The organism is Lederbergia lenta NBRC 16444 (assembly GCF_001591545.1).
Classification (GTDB): domain Bacteria; phylum Bacillota; class Bacilli; order Bacillales; family Bacillaceae_C; genus Lederbergia; species Lederbergia lenta.
The window spans coordinates 306,717-325,568 of sequence record NZ_BCVC01000003.1; the positions used below are offsets into that span (position 1 = coordinate 306,717).

The 18,852-nt window shown below is 36.0% G+C and carries 19 protein-coding genes; 6 read left to right on the top strand and 13 right to left on the bottom strand.

Annotated features, from left to right (window positions below; all coding sequences use genetic code 11):
- Positions 1–281 precede the first annotated feature (281 nt).
- From BLE01S_RS13590 to BLE01S_RS13615, 6 genes are all read left to right on the top strand, one after another.
- A complete protein-coding gene (locus BLE01S_RS13590; RefSeq protein WP_066143088.1) occupies positions 282–1,316 on the top strand; it encodes a LacI family DNA-binding transcriptional regulator in 1,035 nt (344 codons plus the stop codon).
- Between the two features lie 304 nt (positions 1,317–1,620).
- A complete protein-coding gene (locus BLE01S_RS13595) occupies positions 1,621–2,478 on the top strand; it encodes an MBL fold metallo-hydrolase (protein WP_066143090.1) in 858 nt (285 codons plus the stop codon).
- Positions 2,479–4,023: 1,545 nt separating this feature from the next.
- Entirely contained in the window at positions 4,024–4,137 is a 114-nt protein-coding gene (locus BLE01S_RS21490) for a transposase (RefSeq protein ID WP_411825146.1), read from the top strand.
- 160 nt (positions 4,138–4,297) lie between these two features.
- Positions 4,298–5,653: a spore germination protein gene (locus tag BLE01S_RS13605; protein WP_066143097.1), complete on the top strand. Its 1,356-nt coding sequence runs from the start codon at positions 4,298–4,300 to the stop codon at positions 5,651–5,653.
- Positions 5,650–6,771, top strand: coding sequence for a GerAB/ArcD/ProY family transporter (locus BLE01S_RS13610; RefSeq protein WP_066143100.1), 1,122 nt, complete (start codon positions 5,650–5,652; stop codon positions 6,769–6,771). The genes BLE01S_RS13605 and BLE01S_RS13610 overlap by 4 nt, the downstream gene beginning before the upstream one ends.
- On the top strand, positions 6,750–7,868 hold the full coding sequence (locus BLE01S_RS13615; RefSeq protein WP_066143105.1) for a Ger(x)C family spore germination protein: 1,119 nt from the start codon (positions 6,750–6,752) through the stop codon (positions 7,866–7,868). Before BLE01S_RS13610 ends, BLE01S_RS13615 begins: the two co-directional genes overlap by 22 nt.
- A 490-nt stretch (positions 7,869–8,358) precedes the next feature.
- Here the strand turns inward: BLE01S_RS13615 and BLE01S_RS13620 are convergent, their stop codons facing one another.
- From BLE01S_RS13620 to BLE01S_RS13680, 13 genes are all read right to left on the bottom strand, one after another.
- Entirely contained in the window at positions 8,359–8,553 is a 195-nt protein-coding gene (locus BLE01S_RS13620; protein ID WP_066143107.1) for a hypothetical protein, read from the bottom strand.
- A 190-nt stretch (positions 8,554–8,743) separates the two neighbouring features.
- Positions 8,744–10,897: a type IA DNA topoisomerase gene (locus BLE01S_RS13625; RefSeq protein WP_066143112.1), complete on the bottom strand. Its 2,154-nt coding sequence runs from the start codon at positions 10,895–10,897 to the stop codon at positions 8,744–8,746.
- Between the two features lie 127 nt (positions 10,898–11,024).
- Positions 11,025–11,804, bottom strand: a complete 780-nt coding sequence (locus BLE01S_RS13630; protein WP_066143117.1) for a sulfite exporter TauE/SafE family protein — start codon at positions 11,802–11,804, stop codon at positions 11,025–11,027.
- A gap of 91 nt (positions 11,805–11,895) precedes the next feature.
- On the bottom strand, positions 11,896–13,023 hold the full coding sequence (locus BLE01S_RS13635) for an MBL fold metallo-hydrolase (protein WP_066143120.1): 1,128 nt from the start codon (positions 13,021–13,023) through the stop codon (positions 11,896–11,898).
- 52 nt (positions 13,024–13,075) lie between these two features.
- Positions 13,076–13,651 (bottom strand): sulfurtransferase TusA family protein, encoded by a 576-nt coding sequence (locus BLE01S_RS13640; protein ID WP_066143123.1) that lies wholly within the window; start codon positions 13,649–13,651, stop codon positions 13,076–13,078.
- A 51-nt stretch (positions 13,652–13,702) separates the two neighbouring features.
- Positions 13,703–13,999 carry a rhodanese-like domain-containing protein gene (locus tag BLE01S_RS13645; RefSeq protein ID WP_066143125.1) on the bottom strand — a complete coding sequence of 99 codons (297 nt, stop codon included), beginning with the start codon at positions 13,997–13,999 and terminating at the stop codon, positions 13,703–13,705.
- A gap of 19 nt (positions 14,000–14,018) precedes the next feature.
- Entirely contained in the window at positions 14,019–14,381 is a 363-nt protein-coding gene (locus tag BLE01S_RS13650) for a rhodanese-like domain-containing protein (protein ID WP_066143129.1), read from the bottom strand.
- A 46-nt stretch (positions 14,382–14,427) separates the two neighbouring features.
- Complete coding sequence (locus BLE01S_RS13655) at positions 14,428–14,907, bottom strand: DsrE/DsrF/DrsH-like family protein (protein WP_066143132.1); 480 nt, start codon at positions 14,905–14,907, stop codon at positions 14,428–14,430.
- A 62-nt stretch (positions 14,908–14,969) separates the two neighbouring features.
- On the bottom strand, positions 14,970–15,197 hold the full coding sequence (locus BLE01S_RS13660) for a sulfurtransferase TusA family protein (RefSeq protein WP_066143134.1): 228 nt from the start codon (positions 15,195–15,197) through the stop codon (positions 14,970–14,972).
- A gap of 83 nt (positions 15,198–15,280) precedes the next feature.
- Positions 15,281–15,541, bottom strand: a complete 261-nt coding sequence (locus tag BLE01S_RS13665; RefSeq protein ID WP_066143137.1) for a metal-sensitive transcriptional regulator — start codon at positions 15,539–15,541, stop codon at positions 15,281–15,283.
- Positions 15,542–15,939: 398 nt separating this feature from the next.
- Complete coding sequence (locus tag BLE01S_RS13670; protein WP_066143140.1) at positions 15,940–17,397, bottom strand: sensor histidine kinase; 1,458 nt, start codon at positions 17,395–17,397, stop codon at positions 15,940–15,942.
- Positions 17,385–18,065, bottom strand: a complete 681-nt coding sequence (locus BLE01S_RS13675; protein WP_066143143.1) for a response regulator transcription factor — start codon at positions 18,063–18,065, stop codon at positions 17,385–17,387. Before BLE01S_RS13675 ends, BLE01S_RS13670 begins: the two co-directional genes overlap by 13 nt.
- A gap of 7 nt (positions 18,066–18,072) precedes the next feature.
- Positions 18,073–18,843 (bottom strand): ABC transporter permease, encoded by a 771-nt coding sequence (locus tag BLE01S_RS13680; protein WP_066143145.1) that lies wholly within the window; start codon positions 18,841–18,843, stop codon positions 18,073–18,075.
- Between the last annotated feature and the right edge of the window lie 9 nt (positions 18,844–18,852).

Genomic DNA, 18,852 nt, shown 5'->3' on the forward strand with positions numbered 1-18,852 from the left:
AAACGTTTTCAGAAACAATACGCTTACAGATTATATTAAAATCTTATTACTGTCAATGGTGAATTGAAAAACTTTTCTAAACCCTTAGGGGTTTATCATTACAGATGATGTATGTTATATTCATTGATATAATGTGTTTTCATAGAACGCTTCCTAAAAAGTTAATTTAGCGTTTTTTATAGCGTTATCCATATGAATTAGCTTCTCTGGGTAAGCTTTTATAGATAAAATTGTTCAAAAAATATTACTATTTCATTAAAGTTAAAAGGTGATGAAGTAATTTGGTTAAAATTCAAGATGTAGCCAAAGATTCCGGATGTTCCATTTCTACGGTATCTAGGGTATTAAATAACCCCGACATTGTTAATCCAGAAACAAGGGAACGAGTCTTAAATAGCGTCCGTAAATTAGGCTATTATCCAAATGAAAAAGCGAAGTCCTTAAGCTCAAAGAAACAAAGTTTATCCTTAGGTTTGTTAATTCCTGATATTACTACTTTCTATTTTGGCGAATTATATAGGGGGATCAGTAGAACAGCAAAGAACGCTAATATTGATTTGCTGTTACGTGATTTAGATCACGAAGGTCCGTTACAAGAACGGATTTTAGACGGGATGATCTCTCTTAAGAAACTTGGTGTATCTGGTATTATTATATCGAGTCGGCTGATTACGGAAGAATATGAGGAAGTTATTAATCGATTAAGAATTCCTGTTGTATTAGTATTAAGCGAACATATAAAATCAAAATTTTCTTCCTTTAAAACAGATGATATTAAGGCTTCTTTTGATGCTATATCTTATTTGGTTTCTCGCGGACACAAAAATATTGGAATGATCTCCTCTTCACCTAGCGAAGATAAACTAGTTGGAGAACCCCGATTTCGAGGATTTAAAAATGCTATAGATTTCTATAACCTTACTTTTAATCCAGGACAGATTGCATACGGAGATAATATCCGCTATGAAGGTGGTTATCACGCAATGGAACAATTACTTGAAAACAGAAGTGAAACAAATATATCTGCAGTATTTGCCGCAACTGATGAGATGGCGATTGGAGCGATGAGATGTATTTACGATAATAATTTACGGGTTCCAAATGACATCTCTATTATAGGATTTGATAATTTATCCATCTCTAATATGGTCACTCCAAAATTAACAACTGTATCTCAATCATTTGAGGAGATTGGTGTGGAAAGTGTCAAATATTTAATTAAAATATTGGAAGAACCCAAAGCGCAAATTGAAAATGGGGTGTTCTATATGCCCCATCATATCGTTGAGCGAGAATCCGTTCTCTCATTTGTATAAGCTTATATTTAAGGACTGTCCAAGTAGTAGTTTACTATTGGGCAGTCCTTCTTTTTTTAGATCATACCGAGATTTGTTTCCTCTCCAGGCATAACAGATTAATATATACCTAAAATGGAGAATGTCTTTTTTTACAGCATTATAGAGACTTATTAAACAGTTCATTATATAAAGCTATTCATTAAATATTACTTTTCTTTAGACACCTTACTACTCCTCAAGATAACAATCCATAAGTTTATTTCATTAAAACAGGGATATGATATAAACACACCTAAATTTAAAAAGGAAATGAGGTTTTCATATGGATAAGGAACTTTCTTATGGTAGTGATTACAAATTTATTCCTGCAACTTCAATTGGAAGTGGCGTTAGTATAAAAGTATTGCCTGATCTGCTTTGTCATACAATCCAAATTGTAAACATTCAATTGGTAGGGAATCCCGAAACTAAGGACTTCGTTTTAGTTGATGCAGGAATGCCTAATTCAGCTGAGGAAATTATATCTATTACAGAAAACCGTTTCGGTGAAAATAGTCGTCCAAAGGCAATCATCTTAACACATGGTCATTTCGATCATGTTGGTGGGATTATTGAGTTAATTCAGCATTGGAATGTTCCTGTCTATGCACATGAATTAGAATTACCTTTCTTAACAGGAAAAATGAGTTATCCTGATCCAGACTCAACTGTTGAAGGGGGGATGGTGGCGAAAATCTCACCAATGTTCCCGAATGAACCTGTAAACTTAGGTGACCATGTAGAAAAACTTCCTTCTGATGGTAGTGTCCCGCATATGCCTGGTTTTCGCTGGATTCATACACCAGGACACGCGCCTGGACATGTATCGTTATTTAGAGAAGAAGATCGAACATTAATCGCTGGAGATGCATTTGTTACAGTTAAACAAGATTCTCTTTATAAAGTATTTACACAGGAACAAGAAATAAATGGACCTCCAAGATATCTTACTACTGATTGGCAAGCGGCTTGGGAGTCGGTAAAAAAATTAGAAGCACTTAATCCATTAGTTGCTGTAACAGGCCATGGTTTACCAATGTCAAGTGAATTATTATCAACTAGTTTACACAAGTTAGCTCGTGAATTTGACCAATTAGCCATTCCGGATTATGGGAAATATGTAGATAAAAACAATCATTAATTAAGATGTTTCTTTAAAGAGGCTGGGATAAAACCCACTTCTAAACGAAAAGAACAGAAAATTTTATGTGCTGATCTGCGCTCCAAAAGTTAGATGAAAAAATCTAACTTTCGGGGTGGAAGCCGCTTTGTATCATATTAAAGTCTGCATAAGTTTGTGGTGTTAGTGTTAAATTTATACCAATATATAAATAGGAATAATCAAAAACATAGTCTGTTGAGTATTTTTCTATTCTACAAATTTTGAGTTCATCAAAGTACGTCGCTATCTTAGATGCTAGGAGCTTTGTTCGCTCATAACTTCTGCTATAGAGAATAATCGTTTTTATTTCCTTTTATCTCATGATTCGATAATAATCTGAATATGGTATGCTAAATAAGCAATTTCACCGTCTTGAATTTCCATAAGAAACTTTTTCACAATTTGCAAGGGATTTTAGAAGCGATACTAAATGAAATAAGTACTCTGATTTTTTATGCAATCAATACACAACCTTTCTATGTTTAAATTTTGTAATGAAATGATGGTAAGCGCTATATTAGATAAATTTCCCAACCTTACCTTTCTCCAGATCTTGAATTAGATTCTTTCTTTCAATATCACCAAAATCAGGACACCAATATTCATTTTCATACAAAAATTCCAAACAGTCTCATGACCTTTTAAGGCTTTGTTTCCTAGTTCTTAGCTATCAATCTTCTAAGGGAAGGAAAGTTTTGCTTTTAATTTCCCTTCTGAATTGGAACGGATGTATAGTACTCATTTTTTCCTCGCAGCAAGAAGAATAATTCTAGAGGAACATTTACACAAACAAATTGTAAAGAAATATAATTATAATTCCTGTTGCCTTTTACGATATTACGACGTATTATTTGAGTCGGTTAAAATGGATGAGTTGAAAAGATTCGTTTTTTCAAGGGACAATACAGTGAACCACATGCAGAGTGCGATGATCCAAGAAAGCTAAAGAAATGCTCTTAATAAGTTGGTAATTCAGCGATTATTGGATTATTTGCTCCATACCAAGGGTGTAGATAATTCAACTGAGAAAATCGAAGCGCCACGATTACATAAGGGCATTTCGCAATAAGGGAACTGAAGATGCCTTTTCTATAATTTTTTTAAAATATAGTATAGAAAATATTTCAACTACGGTCAAACAGGTAAAAGATCAAATTCATATCTACCAAAAAACAAAATTGCTAACGCTATTTAAATGACGTCCCAAGTGAGCTGAAATCACCTGGGATTTTATCTCGTCCTACGTATAGTGACTCCATATTTTGGGCGACAGTCTCCACTTCTTCATTTTTTATTATCCTGAAATTCTTGTACAACAAATTCAGGACATCATCTTCCTTCCACAAATTATACAAATAAACAGTATGGTTTCCATTTAATTCAGACGTATCTTCCTCATCCAACCATTTTTAAACCTCTTTATTCAGTTCATGCTGCCCTTTGTTTGCGGTGATTCAATATTTACGTTCCATTCTTGAAAGTAAGAGAGATGCTTTAGCAAAAAGTATTGAATAATCTAAGATTATCCGATCAATTCCCGATACTGGCGAAAAAACCGAAGCAAAAGTTATTTCTAGAATTGGAGAAATTAAAAGGTTTAATCACTCCAAGAAACTAGTGGATTTTGCCATTTCTTGATCCAAGTGTCGGTGAATATGGTTCCTTTTAATTTGTGAGCGATTTCTAACGTTCCAGGTAAAATCTTGCCTCTTCGTTCGTTTCATGTATCTTTTGTAGCTAATCCGGGAACTTTAAAGACATACTTGTTTTTAAGTTTCCAATGAATGGAGAATTGCAAATGGCTAAAAAAAAGGAAGCTCCTCCTTTATTTATTGAGCTATCTGAACAATTTAAGCCGTCAAATGATATTATTCAAACTCCACTGCATATTCAAGGTCAATTTGCCTTCCTCTTTTTCTTGAAATCGGTGGTTGATGGCGATAGACTTCAGCAAACAGTGATCAGACCTTTTTTCGAATTGTCTTCAGAGGAAAACTATGCATCGTATATCCAATCCTTGCCGAATAAATTAGATGTACCTGACAAAGATAAATTGATAATGATGCTAAGCGCCGGATTTGTCTTAGTCGCTATTGAAGATAACATATTTTCATTGGATATCCGTCTCGTAAAAAATAATGAAGTGCAACAAACCCTGATGGAACCTACAATCCATGGCCCCCAGCTGGCATTAAGCGAAGATATCGAAGTGACGATTAACATAATCAGACAGCGATACCATAAGTCCTCTTTAAATGTGATAGATTTCATTCCGGCTGATGAAACAAACCGGGCAGTCGTTTTGCTCTATGATAACGATCGGGCTGATCCGGACATGGTAAAAAAAGTGAAAAAGCGACTTGATGAGCTCCACGCCCCTTTGTTCCAATCTGCCGGCGATCTACAACGTTTACTCAACAAAGGCATATTTACCCTGCTTCCTTCAACGTTGATCACCGAACGGCCAGATCGAATTGTTTACAATTTACACGGTGGCAAAGTCATCATCGTAATTGACGGAAGTCCGAATGTCATCATAACGCCTGTCATTTTTTTTGATTTCATGTCTTCGATGGAAGACAATTACCACGTCTTTGGCGTAACTGGTTTTACCATTTTATTAAGGTATATCGGTTTACTTACATGTATTATTCTTCCAAGTCTATATGTGGCAATGACATCGTATAATCCTGACATCCTTCGAATCGAACTTGCCTTAACCGTTGCGGGAAGCAGGATCGGTGTACCGTATCCATCTTTTATCGAAGTTATTTTCATGCTGTTTTTTATGGAATTATTGACCGAAGCAAGTATGCGATTGCCGAAAGCTGTCAGCGCCACTGCGACCACTGTTGGCGGACTCATTTTAGGAACGGCGGCAACAGAAGCAGCACTTACGTCAACAATTATGATCATTATCATTTCAGCGGTTGCAATTTCCACATTTGTCATTCCAATTAACGAAATGAGTTTCGCGATGCGGGTTATTAGGCTTTTTCTTCTTATTTACACATCTTTGTTCGGGTTGGTCGGGTTACTCGTCGGATTCATCGGAATCATTATGGTTTTTGCAAATAAAGAAAGCTACGGCGTGCCCTATTTACGGATTCCGTGGATGAATAAAAACGAAGAATTAAGGATGGACAATAAATGAGCCGTTTCATATTCTATTTGATATTGGTTAATCTGATTACAAATATGATTGCGATAACGCCAAGAATACTCATAATCGGAAGCAAAAGCGGAACTGTTCTTGCCATTGTACTTGCGCTTGTCATCGGAATGGTGCTGACATATACGATTGTCAGGTTGTTTAGCCAATTTCCGGGTCAAGGATTACCTGAAATTATGAAAAAGACAATGCCAAAATGGATATCAACACCCATTCTTCTTTTTTTCTCATTAGCTTGGTATTTTGCGGGGCTCATAGTAATTCTCATATATACAGTTATTACGATACGTTTTCTGACACCTGAAATGCCTATCTTTGTGATTTTTTTAGCTTTTTTACTTATCGTCACATATGGTGTCTACATGTCTACTGACAAAATCTTATACTTCAGTGAAATTGTTTTCATTATCTCTATGCCTTTTATCTTCTTCGTTCTACTAAAAGGATATGCCAGTACAGACTTGAATTGGGATTATATACGGGTAGCTGCCTTGCATATTAACCATTTACCGAATTATACATCCTTTTCCACATCGCTTTATATCGTCATAGGAGCGGCAAACTTAGTCATTTTCAATCGTTACTTTACGAAACCGAAAAAACCTACAGGCAAAGGAATGGCACTTTTAACGCTGATTTGCACGTTCATTCTTTTGACAACCTACTTCCTTCCAATCGGCTTTGGAGGGTTTGACTCTCTTGACAATGTTCTGTTCCCATGGATAACGACAAGTGATTCTATACGTATGAAGTTCGGAATCGTAGAAAGAATAGTCTTTCTGTTCATCGGCTTCTTTTTTGCTTTAGGTGTCGTTAGTACTACGACCCTTTGGCATGTTTCAATGCAATTGCTTTCGAGCACCTTCTATTTTAAACGGTTCAAATTTAAATCGTTCAATTTGACACTTCCTTTTTTTATGTTTTTGTTTTGGATTGTCGCAATGTACACGACAAGAGAGATTACAATAGATGGCCTTTTTAAATCAGTTGAATTTTTTGATAAAATATTTTTGCCGATTCTTCTTGTTTTGCTGATCGGCAGTCTGCTATTGGCGAAGCGGAGGGGGTCGGCATCGACATGTCCAAAAAGCAAAAAATGATAAAAAGATGGCTATCCATTGCGATGTTATTTGCCTTGCTTCTACAAGCCGGGTGTGCATTTAAAGACATCGACAAAAGGATGTTTGTAGTCGGGATCGGCCTTGATCCTTCTGAAAAGGTACAAAACGGTTATAGAGTGACATTGAAATTGGCAAAGCCGGTTGGAGATGTCAAACAAGCAACAGCTCCAGTCTATGTCTATTTATCTGAAGACTCCAAGTCAGTAGCGGATGCAGTACATAAGATGGAAACACATGTCGATAAAGTATTAGATTTTGCCCATAACAGAATCATCATGCTCAATAAGGAATTGCTTACTAATAATGTAGACACGTACATGGACTTTTTCACGCGGCGCGGGGATATCCAATTGATCTCTTATGTTGCTGTAGCTGAAACGACTGCCGAAGAAGTGTTGACCTTTGATCCGGAATCCGAATCGCCAGCATCGAATGCCTTATATAACTACTTTGATAATACGGGAACGGAAAGCCCTTACGTGGTCACAACATTTCTATTTGAATTCAGGCGGGAGGTACTCGGCAAAGGCAAAGATACGATTATTCCCATTGTCTCCATTGATGAGGGCGGCACCGAATTCGTCATTGATAAATCGATCGTTGTTAAGCCAGGGAAAAAACCGGTTGAATTGACGCCGCTTGAAACGAAAGATTACAACTCACATGTCAATAACGCGTCTGGTTTCAGTTATACAATTGATGAGAATGATATGATCTTCGTGTTGAACCTTAATGTTATCAAGATGAAGTATGACATCGTTTTTGACGATGGTCCTCCGAGGATTGACATGAAAATAACAAAGTCCGGTGTCATTGGCGAGTCGAATAAGCGTTTGGATATTAAGCATTTGAAAAAATATGATAAAATCGCGGCCGAAGATATAGAAAAGCAAGTGATTAAGTTATTGACAAAATTGCAGGAAAATGAAGTCGATCCATACGGTTTCGGTTTGCGTTTTCGAGCGACAAGATTGCCGTATGAAGGCATGATGGAAGATTGGGACCGAATTTATTCGGAAATTGAATTTAATGTTACGGTGAATATCAAACTAAAAAGTACGGGAGTAATTGAATAAACGAGGGGTTCGATTTATCATTAATGGGTGCTTAACAAAAGGATTTTGAAAAATCATACGTTTTATAAAAACACCTTTTTTTACAAAAACGGGTGTTTTTTATTCAAAAATGAATAGAAAACACTCATTTCTTCCGTTATGTACTCTGTTATTTACTCTGTCATTCGTTCATTAGCTTCACTGATCACTGCGAACATTGTGGTGGTAAAATATTCCTGCCCATTTGGCCGTTTTGGAGCCATGCAGATTCTTTAATTCATATTCTTCGCTTGGCTTGGCTTGCATCTTATACGTTCAAGAGCGATGCGTTTAACTCCTACTCCTTCGTCTATTGAAATACACCTCTTGTTCGGTATCCTCAAGTGATTTCAAAATAGGCCTCTGCTTTGGAGCCGTCCTTATAACAATTTTCACACAATGGACAGACCTTGCATTTCTCTACATCAAAGTAAAAATAATTGATTGTTTTGATCCGAACTTTCGCACGTATTTACGCCAGATCGCTGTGGGGCACACGCATAAGTATCTGCATCTTTGTTAAATTCAAATCTTTTTTTCGATGTGGCTGTCCGGTTGTGATGACTGGGTGTAATTTAGAAACCAGTTGAATTTCTTGTTCCTTCATATAGAGTAAGTTCTCTTTACCAGAGTAATCAGTATCTCCGACTACTGTTTCAATTTCCATGCCTGCAGTTTGACTCTTGCAGATTAATTCTTGTAGCTAAGGACCATCGTCTTTTTCACCTGTTGAAATTACAGCCGTCGTAATGATGCGTTCATCACCATCGCAATATGGGTTATGTTCCCGAAGAAGAATGAACTTGCTGTTTTATGCCCGGTGCGCGCATCTGAATCACTTCTTTTACTTGCTGCAACTATTTAGTAAATTCCATTTTCCAACTATAATATTCATTCTCGGGATTTTTTTCATAACGCAATAGAGCATCGAATTTGTTACCTTTTTTGCTCGTTAATCCTTTAACTGGCGCCACTCCATTTTTCAAAAGTGTTTTCACCATTGTTTTCGTCGGTTTTTTCTTCATCGTCGCTAAAAATTTATCATTTTTCCAGATAACAAATTTACATCCACTTTTCCAATTACTACATCCAAAACCTTTCTGCCCTTCTATGATGACATTTCCACACACCGGGCATTTACCCATTACTTCATTAGTTCGGCGTTTGGCGGTGACCTCATGAATCGTCCCAGCTTGGTGTTCTTTAATTTTCTTGACCGAGTTCGTTGTAAAAGAATAGATTAGTTGAAGAAATTCGTTCTTACTATAATTCCCTTTCTCAATATCATATAGTGACTTTTCTAAACGTCCCGTAAATTCAAGATTAAATAAATCTCTGATCGGAAATGTTTCAACTAATTTCCTTCCTAATTCTGTGCAAATTAAGTTTTTATTTTGTGCAGTAATGTATCCAATATCCTTTAGCTTTTTTATTGTTTCTGCCCTTGTCGCTGGGGTTCCAATACTAAAGCCACTTAAAATTGCCTCGACATCTTCTTCATCTTTATCTTTATTAAAGTTCCTTCCGCATGTTTCCATGATACGTAGCAAGGTTTTTTCCGTATGTTGTTTCGGAGGCTTTGTCACATGAGAAGTTAATTCATGCTTGATTAACTCCACTCCATCATTGATTTTTACAAATGGCAAAAGCGTATCTTTTGATTGAACCTTCTCTACCTTTTTCCATCCTTCAACGAGTTGAACCTTACCTTTTGATAGGAATATACCTTTTAAATCAGTGTCCATTATTTTTGTTTTAATTGTTGTTTCTTCATGTTCTGCCACTGGCATAAATTGCATAATGAATCTATTCTTGATAGCTTGATATACTTGCCCTTCATCTGCAGTAAGTTTCTTTGGCTTCATGTATGTAGGGATTATCGCACTATGACTCTCCACCTTGGCATTATCAAAAATTCTTTTCGTACGGACAAATTTAATTTCATCCTTATACGGTAAATCCTCTGATATTGTTTCCAATACCTTCGCCGTTTTTCCAACTAGACTTTCCTCTAAAGCGATACTAGCTGTTCTTGGGTACGTAATAAATTTCTTCTCATAAAGGGACTGAGCTACTTTTAATACTTTATCCGCAGTCCAGCCACTATATTTACTTGTCATATGCCCCTGTAAATTCGACAAGTTAAATAAAAATGGTGCGAACTCTTTTTTCTTTTGTACTTTTTTCTCGAGAATCATTCCATTTTTATCTTTTAATAGATCTTGAATCGCCTCTAACTTTTCTTTACTCTTAAACTTTTCTTCCTTGCCTTCATAATAGATTCCCTCATATGCATGATTCTCTTTCGTTTGAAAAGTGGCTTGAAGTTTGTAGTAATTCTCTGGAACAAATTTCTCAATCTCTTGATCGCGGTCATATATTACTTTTAAAGTTGGCAAGAGAACCCGACCGATATTTAATGCCTTCCCTTTGCCTTTTTGATATTTAAGCGTTGCGACGGATGTTAGGTTGATACCTATCACCCAATCAGCCCATTGCCTACTCACTCCGGCATCTAGCAATGGCCGCAATTCTGTATTTAACTTTATATTTTCCAAACCTTTTATAACTTCAGCTGGCGTCCACTCATTTAATAATAGTCGATACACCTGTTTATCCGTCTTCAATTTATAAATAATACTATCACCGATGAGTTGCCCTTCTCGGTCATAGTCACATGCAGAGACAATCGCTTGTACATCTTTTCTTTTCATTAACTGATGAATAATCTTTAATTGCTTTTGAGCTCCTCTATCTGGCTTATCCCTATTTCTCGGATCGCTTTTTACTTTATATTGAAATTTGGAAGGAACAAAAGGGAAATTGTCCATTTTCCATGACGACATTTTCTCATCATAATCTTTCGCATCATACAATTGCAGCAAGTGGCCGAATGCCCATGTAACAATATAACCATTTCCTTCAAAATATCCATCTTGGCGATTTTTAATCTTCAACGCATCCGCGATGTTTTTCGAAACGGACGGCTTTTCGGCTATAATTAATTTCATTGAAACTCCTACCTCCAAACAGAAAAAAAACACACGTTCGTTTACTTCATTGTAAATGATAGCGTGTATTTTTGAAAGATCTAAGAAAAAGACGTGCTATTTACGTCTTTTTCTTAGATCTTAATCATCAATATAAAATATCTATCCAAATCTTCACTGCCGTGGCAAATATTAATAGAGCTAAAATTACCTGTAGCACTTTTGTATTTACCTTTTTCCCGGTCATAGCCCCAAGTGGTGATGCAATTAAACTAGCAATAACCATGATAAGAGATGGCAATAATTCCACATGTCCAGTCGTCACCTTTCCCGCTATCGCACCTACCGATGAAATAAGTGTGATTGCTAAGGAAGAAGCAATCGTCATTCTTGTAGGTATCTTTAAAACGGTAAGCATGATGGGTACTAAAAGGAATGCACCTCCTGCACCAACAATGCCGGCTCCTATCCCAACTATTAATGCAAGTATTGAGGCAAGCCATTTATTAAACTTTATTTGGTCAAAGGATATGTCATCTATTCCTTTTTTAGGTATAAACATCATTACAACTGCAATTAAAGCTAAAATCCCATATACTACATTGATTCCACTTTCGGACATATGTGAAGAACCCAATCCCCCAATAAAGCTTCCCATTAATATGCTAACACCCATATAAGCAATTAACTTTTTATTTAAAAATCCACCTTTCCGATATGCTAGGACACCTCCAATCGTAGCAAAGAACACTTGGATTGCAGTTATTCCTGACACTTCGTGGGCTGTAAAATGGGCAACGCCAAGTACAGCAGGGATATACAGTAACAACGGAAAATTAATAATGGCTCCACCTATTCCTAACATTCCTGAAATAAATGAGCCTATCAATCCAATGAAGAAGATGGTAATAATAAAACCTATATCCACTAGTTCCTCCTCCCAAAAAGGGCACCTATCATGGCTCCCTTTTTAATTGACCTTAAGTCTCTTTGAAAAGCTTCATTATCATCAGATTACTTTATCTCACTGCACAACGATTTGGTCCAATTTCCATTTCACGTTGCTTCTCTTCATTAGGCTTCATTTTCCCCATATTTGTTTCACGAATCTCTTGATAGGCATTTGGCTGCGGTGGTAAATTTTCAGTCACAAGTTTCCTAAATTCATTTTCGTTTTCAATGTTTAGCCCATGATTTTTTTCGTAAAGTGTACTTAATTTTTCAGATACACTGCCATCCGCATTTAATTCATCGATTATCATAAAGTGTGCTGGTAAAACAATTAGTTCTCCAGACAATTCTCTGTATCTCATGTATAGACTTTCTCTTAAATCTCCAACCCAGTCTTCTGCTAACCCAGCGAGGTCTGGTCTTCCAATAGAATCAATAAATAAGATATCCCCTGACAGTAAGAACTTTTCGTCCACAACAAAGGATGTGGACCCAATTGTATGACCTGGAGAATATAATGCATGGATATTGATCGCGGTGTTACCAATTTCCACTTCACTTCCATCTTCTAATGGCTGATAATCAAACGTTACTTCTGTTGCATCCTTTGGAGGTAGCCAGTATGTTGCGTTCGTTTTTTCAGCGATCATTCGTCCACCCGAAATATGATCCGCATGTAGGTGTGTATCAAATACTTGGGTGATTTTTGCTCCAATACTATCTGCAAATTCAAGATAATTATTAATCATTCTTGCTGAATCAATAATGGCAGCCTCACCGTTTGAGACAACCATGTAAGATAAGCAGCCCTTACCAATTCGCACAAACTGATAAATTTCTCCACCATCTTTTAAATTCCCAATTTTAACAGGTTCTAAATGTTCACTCCATGCTTTCATTCCACCCTCTAGGTAATAAACAGAAATTCCTGCCTCTGAAAGCATCTCTGCAACCATAATAGATGAACCCTCTTTTGCACAAACGATGACCACATCTTTTTCTGAAGGAATCTTATCCAATATTCCTTCCACTCCATCAAGAAGGTCAAAGTATGGAATATTTAAGTAATCAAAATTTACTCCTTCGATCTTCCAATCTACGAAGTCACTTTCATTACGAACATCTAAAATAAATAGTTCTTCTTTGTTAAATACTTTTTTCGTTATCTCTTTTGAAGTCATTGCCTTTACTGTCACTTTATTTACCCCCTGCCGTATATTTAATTATAAAAAAATTTGATACATATTCTTAGTTATTTATACCTGTTGTTTCTCCAGGCCACTGACTCATGCCTGGTACAACATTAATGACCTTTGTAAATTTGTTTTCAGCCAACCTTTGTGCAGCAAGGTCACTACGGCTTCCCGTACGACATATAACAAAAATTTCATCGTCTTTGTTTAATTCATGTAAGCGACTTTCTAATTCACCTATTGGAATAGAGATTGCATTCGGAATATGGTTGAATGCAAACTCCGCAACTTCCCTTACATCAAGAACAACGATGTTTCCACCTTCTGTTAATTTCTTTTCCAACTCTTCATTAGTTGCTACATTAGGATGCTTTTTTTCAAATGTTTCCTCAATAGATGACTTTCTTACATAATGTTTTAATACATCTCCATCTTCAAGTGTACCTAAATACTGGTGGCCCGTATTATCAGCCCATGCTTTAATGTCAGCTTTTGATCCTTTATCTGTTGCTTGCACCTCTAGAACTAAGCCAGCCTTTAATTCATTCATCGCCTTTTTCGTTTTTACAATTGGCATTGGACAGGCTAATCCCTTTGCATCTAAAGTAATGTTTGGTTTAATGCTCTCCATCTAAATTCCTCCTATTTTTACCACATGGGGTATTAATATCAATAAAAAAACTTACTCCGTTTTTCCTTCCCAAGCTAGCATTCCACCCTGCATGTTGATCACCTTGTAACCATGGCTTTCAAGGAATTGTGTTGCACGACCACTTCTTCCTCCAGAGCGACAAACAACGATAAATTCTTTGGACTTATCTAATTCATGCATACGAAACTCTATTAGACCCAATGGAATGTTTACTACATTCGGAATTTTTCCAGTCGCCACTTCATCCACTTCACGTACATCGATGATATCTAATTCCTTTCCTTCGTTTACTAATAACTCAACTTCTTTTGCAGTTATTTCTCTCATCGTTATGGCCTCCTTTTTATTAGAGCCAAGCACCCATACCACCTTTTACATTTGTCACTTGCTTAAAGCCCTGTTTCTTTAATAATTTACTTGCCTTATTACTCCTCATTCCACTTTGGCATATGACGACTACCTCTTTTTCTATTGAGAGCTCGCTCACCGCCTGTTGTGCTAATTGATGCAGTGGTAGATTTTTAAATCCCTGAATGTTTCTTGCTTTAAATTCTTCAGGTGTTCGAACGTCAATATATTGTTTATTTTTATCATTTAATTCCCTTTTTAAATCGGTTGTAGTTATCTGTCTTACTCCTTTTGTTGGCAAAGCACGATGTATGAGTAAGAATAAGAATAACGCAATAACGATATAATTTACGAATTCTATGTCTTGTACCTCCCTTTCTGAAAGGGGAAGATTCCCCTATCTCTAATTAGATAAACAGATTGACATTGCCATCTTCAGCGTCAGCTAAATAGGCTGCAACACCAGCGTATTCAATGTTATCTAACAGTTCCGCTTGTTGCAGTCCTAGTAAATCCATTGTCATCGTACATGCCACTAATTTTACTTCTTGTTCTATTGCCAAATCGATTAATTGAGGTAGAGGTATCGCATTATGCTTTTTCATTACATCTTTAATCAGCTTCGGACCAAAACCTGCAAAGTTCATTTTTGAAAGTCCCATTTTATCTACGCCTCTTGGCATCAATTTGCCAAACATTTTTTCCATAAAACCTTTATTAACTGAAATATTTTCTTCTTTACGTAATGCATTTAATCCCCAAAAGGTGTGAAAGATGGTTACTTCATGATCATAGGCTGCTGCACCATTTGCAATAATATAGGCCGCCATCGCTTTATCATAGTCACCACTAAATAATACAATGGTAGTCTTTTTCTTTTCTGTCATTTCATATCCTCCTCGCACAAATATATTACGGTTACCCGTACGGGTATTTATTTTATAAAAAATTAACCCTTTTTAATCCAAAACTTAAATACATCATTTTCCTCTTCATGTTTTAATAGCTCATGACCACCGGATTTAGCCCATGCAGTAAGGTCACTTTTAGCACCTTTATCTGTTGTATGAATCTCTAATACTTGACCAGATTCAAGTTCATTTATCGCTTTTCTTGTTTTTACGACTGGCATCGGACATGCTAACCCTTTTGCATCTAATACTTTATCAATAGTCATTTTCATTCCTCCATATAATATTATTACCTCTACCCCTACGGGTATATTAACAAGTAAAAAAAAGAATGTCAACTACTACTTGTTTATCTGCTTTTTACAAGCAAGTTGACAGCTTCTTTAATTAATTCATCCGTGTTTTCACCATTTTTTTCCGCATCAAGCACACATTCAACTAAGTTTGAACTCACAACGACGCCGACAGTTCTATCAACTGCAGAACGAACAGCAGACAACTGAGTGATGACTTCCTTACAGTCTTTGTTTTCTTCCATCATTTTTAAAATTCCTCTAAGTTGACCTTCCATACGCTTGACTCTATTTTTAATTTGATCATTATATTCCAAAGTGATTCTCCTTTCCGTATGATGTTACTATTCTTTATCTTGATTACATATACAGTCAGTTAAAGTATAACCTATATCTTTTTTCAGAAAAATCATCTTCACAAATAAGTAAATCACTGACAATTAAAATGATATACCCTGTTAGGTATTTTGTCAACATTAATTATCAACATTAATTATCACTATTCTATTATTCGTCATACCGATCATATACTCTGATTCTCTAACTACCCTTTTTTTTATGTTCAACTATTCCTATTGAAATGTCTAGTATAAATACGTCTGTCATCCTTATCTTTGGGCGTCGCTTCCTTGTCATTCACATAATATATGCAGAAAAACACACATCCAAATATATTCAATTGTAAACAATGACGTGTGTTTTTATATTCATACATTCACGGCTTTACCTCTACCAACGCTTTAAAGATAATTTTCGTATACGCCCCACCTTGGGCATGATTCTGAACCGTAATCGCTCCATGGTGTTTTTTAACAATCATTTGCGCGATGTATAAACCCAAACCAAAGTTAGAATCCTCTCCAGACCTAGACGCGTCACCCCGGTAGAACTTTTTAAAAACACGTCCAGTCTCCTCCTGTTGAAAACCCGGGCCATTATCCCTTATTTCAAGAATGACTTTGTCGTGCTCTTTTGTTATTATCCACTCAATAACGCCATCTTTGGGACAATAACGGATGCTATTCGTAATGATATTATCCAACACTTGGGATACTCGATAAGGATCCATGTTTATCTTCATTTCTGCTTCGTCTGACAAAATAAAAGACTTTTTTAGGGTAATATTTTTCTTTGCACAAAGCATTTTATATTCTTCTGCCTTATGTTGAATGAACTCAGCGGTATTGACAACTTTTGGTTCCATAATAAAATTTTGTCGACCAATCGCGGATGCTTCATTCAGTTGATCGATTAAACGAATAGAGCGCTGAGTACTCGAAAAAATAGTTTTCAAATAACGATCAAGACGTTCAGGATTTTTAACTCCTCCATCCATTAATCCCTCTACATGTCCGTGAATAATCGTTAATGGTGTTCTTAGATCATGGGCAATCGCCGCCACCATTTCTTTACGCTCCTCTTCCAATTGCCATTGTCGTAGTAATGAAGCCTTAAGGGAGATTCTCATATCTTCAAAAGATCGTACCAATTCATTCAATTCCTTCGACGTTTTAGACTCCATCAATTGAAAATCTAAATCATGACTTTGAATTTTCCGAGCTCCCTCCATTAAATGATTAAATGGCCCCTCGATTTGTTTACTAAACCTTCTCCCGATTAGGTAGGAAAATAAGCTGAAATATATAAATGGGCTTGCAAACGCTAGTAATCCTAGCGAAAAAATAAGCCAGCTATATTGGGGATTGGAAGAAGCTAAGTTAAGACTATAGCGAAATCCAATTGCACCGATTTGCTCATTTTTTCTATCAAATATTGGGTAAAATTGCACAATATCATTTTTATCATATAAATTTGTATTGAAACTATTCAACAGGTCTTTTTGGCTCTTTATATATTGCTTGGAAGTCGAACCATATAGGATGGTACCATTTTTATTTAACACTTGATAATCCATTCCCTCTAATGGAATCATCTCTTCTAAATCTTTTTTCTGATCCTTCTGCAAAAGCTGAGCGTTACTTTGTTCTATATATTGTAAAATAGTAGGAATTTGCTTTTCATAGTAATTGGCCGGATTGATACGATTGGAGTGCAGCATAAAAAGTGTTGCGATAATCGCCCAAGTAAAGATGGTCGCAATGATACTAAATAGTAAAATCAGAAAAAAGGAGGAGATAATTTGCCTGCGAATCGGTCGCTCTATTTTCCCCATTTATATCCTACTCCCCATACTGTTGAGATATAAGACGGGATCATTTCATCATACGTTAACTTTGCTCTAATCTTTTTAATATGCTCCGTAACGGTTGAAGAATCGCCTTCCGCGTCATATCCCCATAATCTTTCATATATTTGCTCACGAGAAAATACTTGACCAGGGTGAAGGGAAAGCAATTCAATGATTTGAAACTCCTTCGTCGTAAAAGCAATTTTTTCATTTTGATAGTAAACTTCATAGCCATCTAAGTCGATCATTAAATGACCAAAGTACAGATGTTTCTTATTCTGGCCACTCTGCCTATGTTCACGACGTATGTGTGCAACCACACGCGCATGTAACTCTTTCATACTAAATGGTTTAACTAAATAATCGTCGCCACCTACTAATAATCCTTTAATTCGATCCTCTTCACTATCTCTGGCACTTAAAAAAATGATAGGGCAAGATATGCTTTTTCTAATCATTTCACAAAGCTCAAATCCATTCATTCCAGGCATCATGACATCAAGAATAATAATACTTGGTTCATGCACAAGAGATTCTATTGCTTCCTCACCACTGTTAGCCGTTATCACTTTGTACCCTTGATCTTGTAAAGAATCCTTCATAAACGCAATGATATCCTCTTCATCATCAACAAGTAAAACTTTGATATCCACGTACCACTCACCCCATCCACTGCTTCCTATTCCATAGCCCTATACTCATTATATGACTTATGATCAATAGTAAAAATAAACTCAAGTAAAATCCATAGCTATCAGCGTTTCCTAATGCCGCAAAAATAGAATCCGAAACAGTCAAAAAATAACTTAGTTGATCAGATATATACACTCCACCTATTAAAATAGCAACCGTTCCAATAAAAGCTAGAATAGAGTTCGTCATAATGATACTCATAAAACAACTAATGCCAATGATAGCTAAAATAATACAATAGGCAATACCATAGAATTTTATTGTATAGAGTAATCCATGAACAGTAGTCATCGAATTCGTCTGATAAAAGGTAGTTTCAATTGTATGTGGCATGAAGCTAAATCCAAAAATAGTAGCGATCACCCAAGTAAAAATGATAATTACCAAAAATAAACTTGCTTGAACGATCCACTTCGCTAAAAATATGTCGAATCTTTTTTGAGGACGTATTAATACTAAACGTAAAGCCCCCGATGTATATTCACCATTAAAGCTATCAACAACAAACATGGGAATTAAAATAAAGTTAATAAATAAGCCCAACTCCCTCAGAAAAAATGGTGCTGTATTAATTGAATTAAGTTGCACAGAATGTTGGGCATTATAGAAACTAATCCCATCCATTAAAAATAAAAAGAAACACTCAAATAGGAGTAAGAAAAAATAAAACAGCAAACTAATAATTGTTTTTTTCCGCTTAAATGTTCGCTCGTATTCACTAAATAATATATCTTTCATTTTTTAACC

Excerpts from the sequence above, each read along its gene's own strand:
- BLE01S_RS13680 (WP_066143145.1), bottom strand. The coding sequence starts at position 18,843 with ATGAAAGATATATTATTTAGTGAATACGAGCGAACATTTAAGCGGAAA.
- BLE01S_RS13625 (WP_066143112.1), bottom strand. The coding sequence starts at position 10,897 with ATGAAATTAATTATAGCCGAAAAGCCGTCCGTTTCGAAAAACATCGCG.
- BLE01S_RS13640 (WP_066143123.1), bottom strand. The coding sequence starts at position 13,651 with ATGGAGAGCATTAAACCAAACATTACTTTAGATGCAAAGGGATTAGCC.
- BLE01S_RS13615 (WP_066143105.1), top strand. The coding sequence starts at position 6,750 with ATGTCCAAAAAGCAAAAAATGATAAAAAGATGGCTATCCATTGCGATG.
- BLE01S_RS13605 (WP_066143097.1), top strand. The coding sequence starts at position 4,298 with ATGGCTAAAAAAAAGGAAGCTCCTCCTTTATTTATTGAGCTATCTGAA.
- BLE01S_RS13610 (WP_066143100.1), top strand. The coding sequence starts at position 5,650 with ATGAGCCGTTTCATATTCTATTTGATATTGGTTAATCTGATTACAAAT.
- BLE01S_RS13595 (WP_066143090.1), top strand. The coding sequence starts at position 1,621 with ATGGATAAGGAACTTTCTTATGGTAGTGATTACAAATTTATTCCTGCA.
- BLE01S_RS13660 (WP_066143134.1), bottom strand. The coding sequence starts at position 15,197 with ATGACTATTGATAAAGTATTAGATGCAAAAGGGTTAGCATGTCCGATG.
- BLE01S_RS13670 (WP_066143140.1), bottom strand. The coding sequence starts at position 17,397 with ATGGGGAAAATAGAGCGACCGATTCGCAGGCAAATTATCTCCTCCTTT.
- BLE01S_RS13620 (WP_066143107.1), bottom strand. The coding sequence starts at position 8,553 with ATGGAAATTGAAACAGTAGTCGGAGATACTGATTACTCTGGTAAAGAG.
- BLE01S_RS13655 (WP_066143132.1), bottom strand. The coding sequence starts at position 14,907 with ATGACAGAAAAGAAAAAGACTACCATTGTATTATTTAGTGGTGACTAT.
- BLE01S_RS13645 (WP_066143125.1), bottom strand. The coding sequence starts at position 13,999 with ATGAGAGAAATAACTGCAAAAGAAGTTGAGTTATTAGTAAACGAAGGA.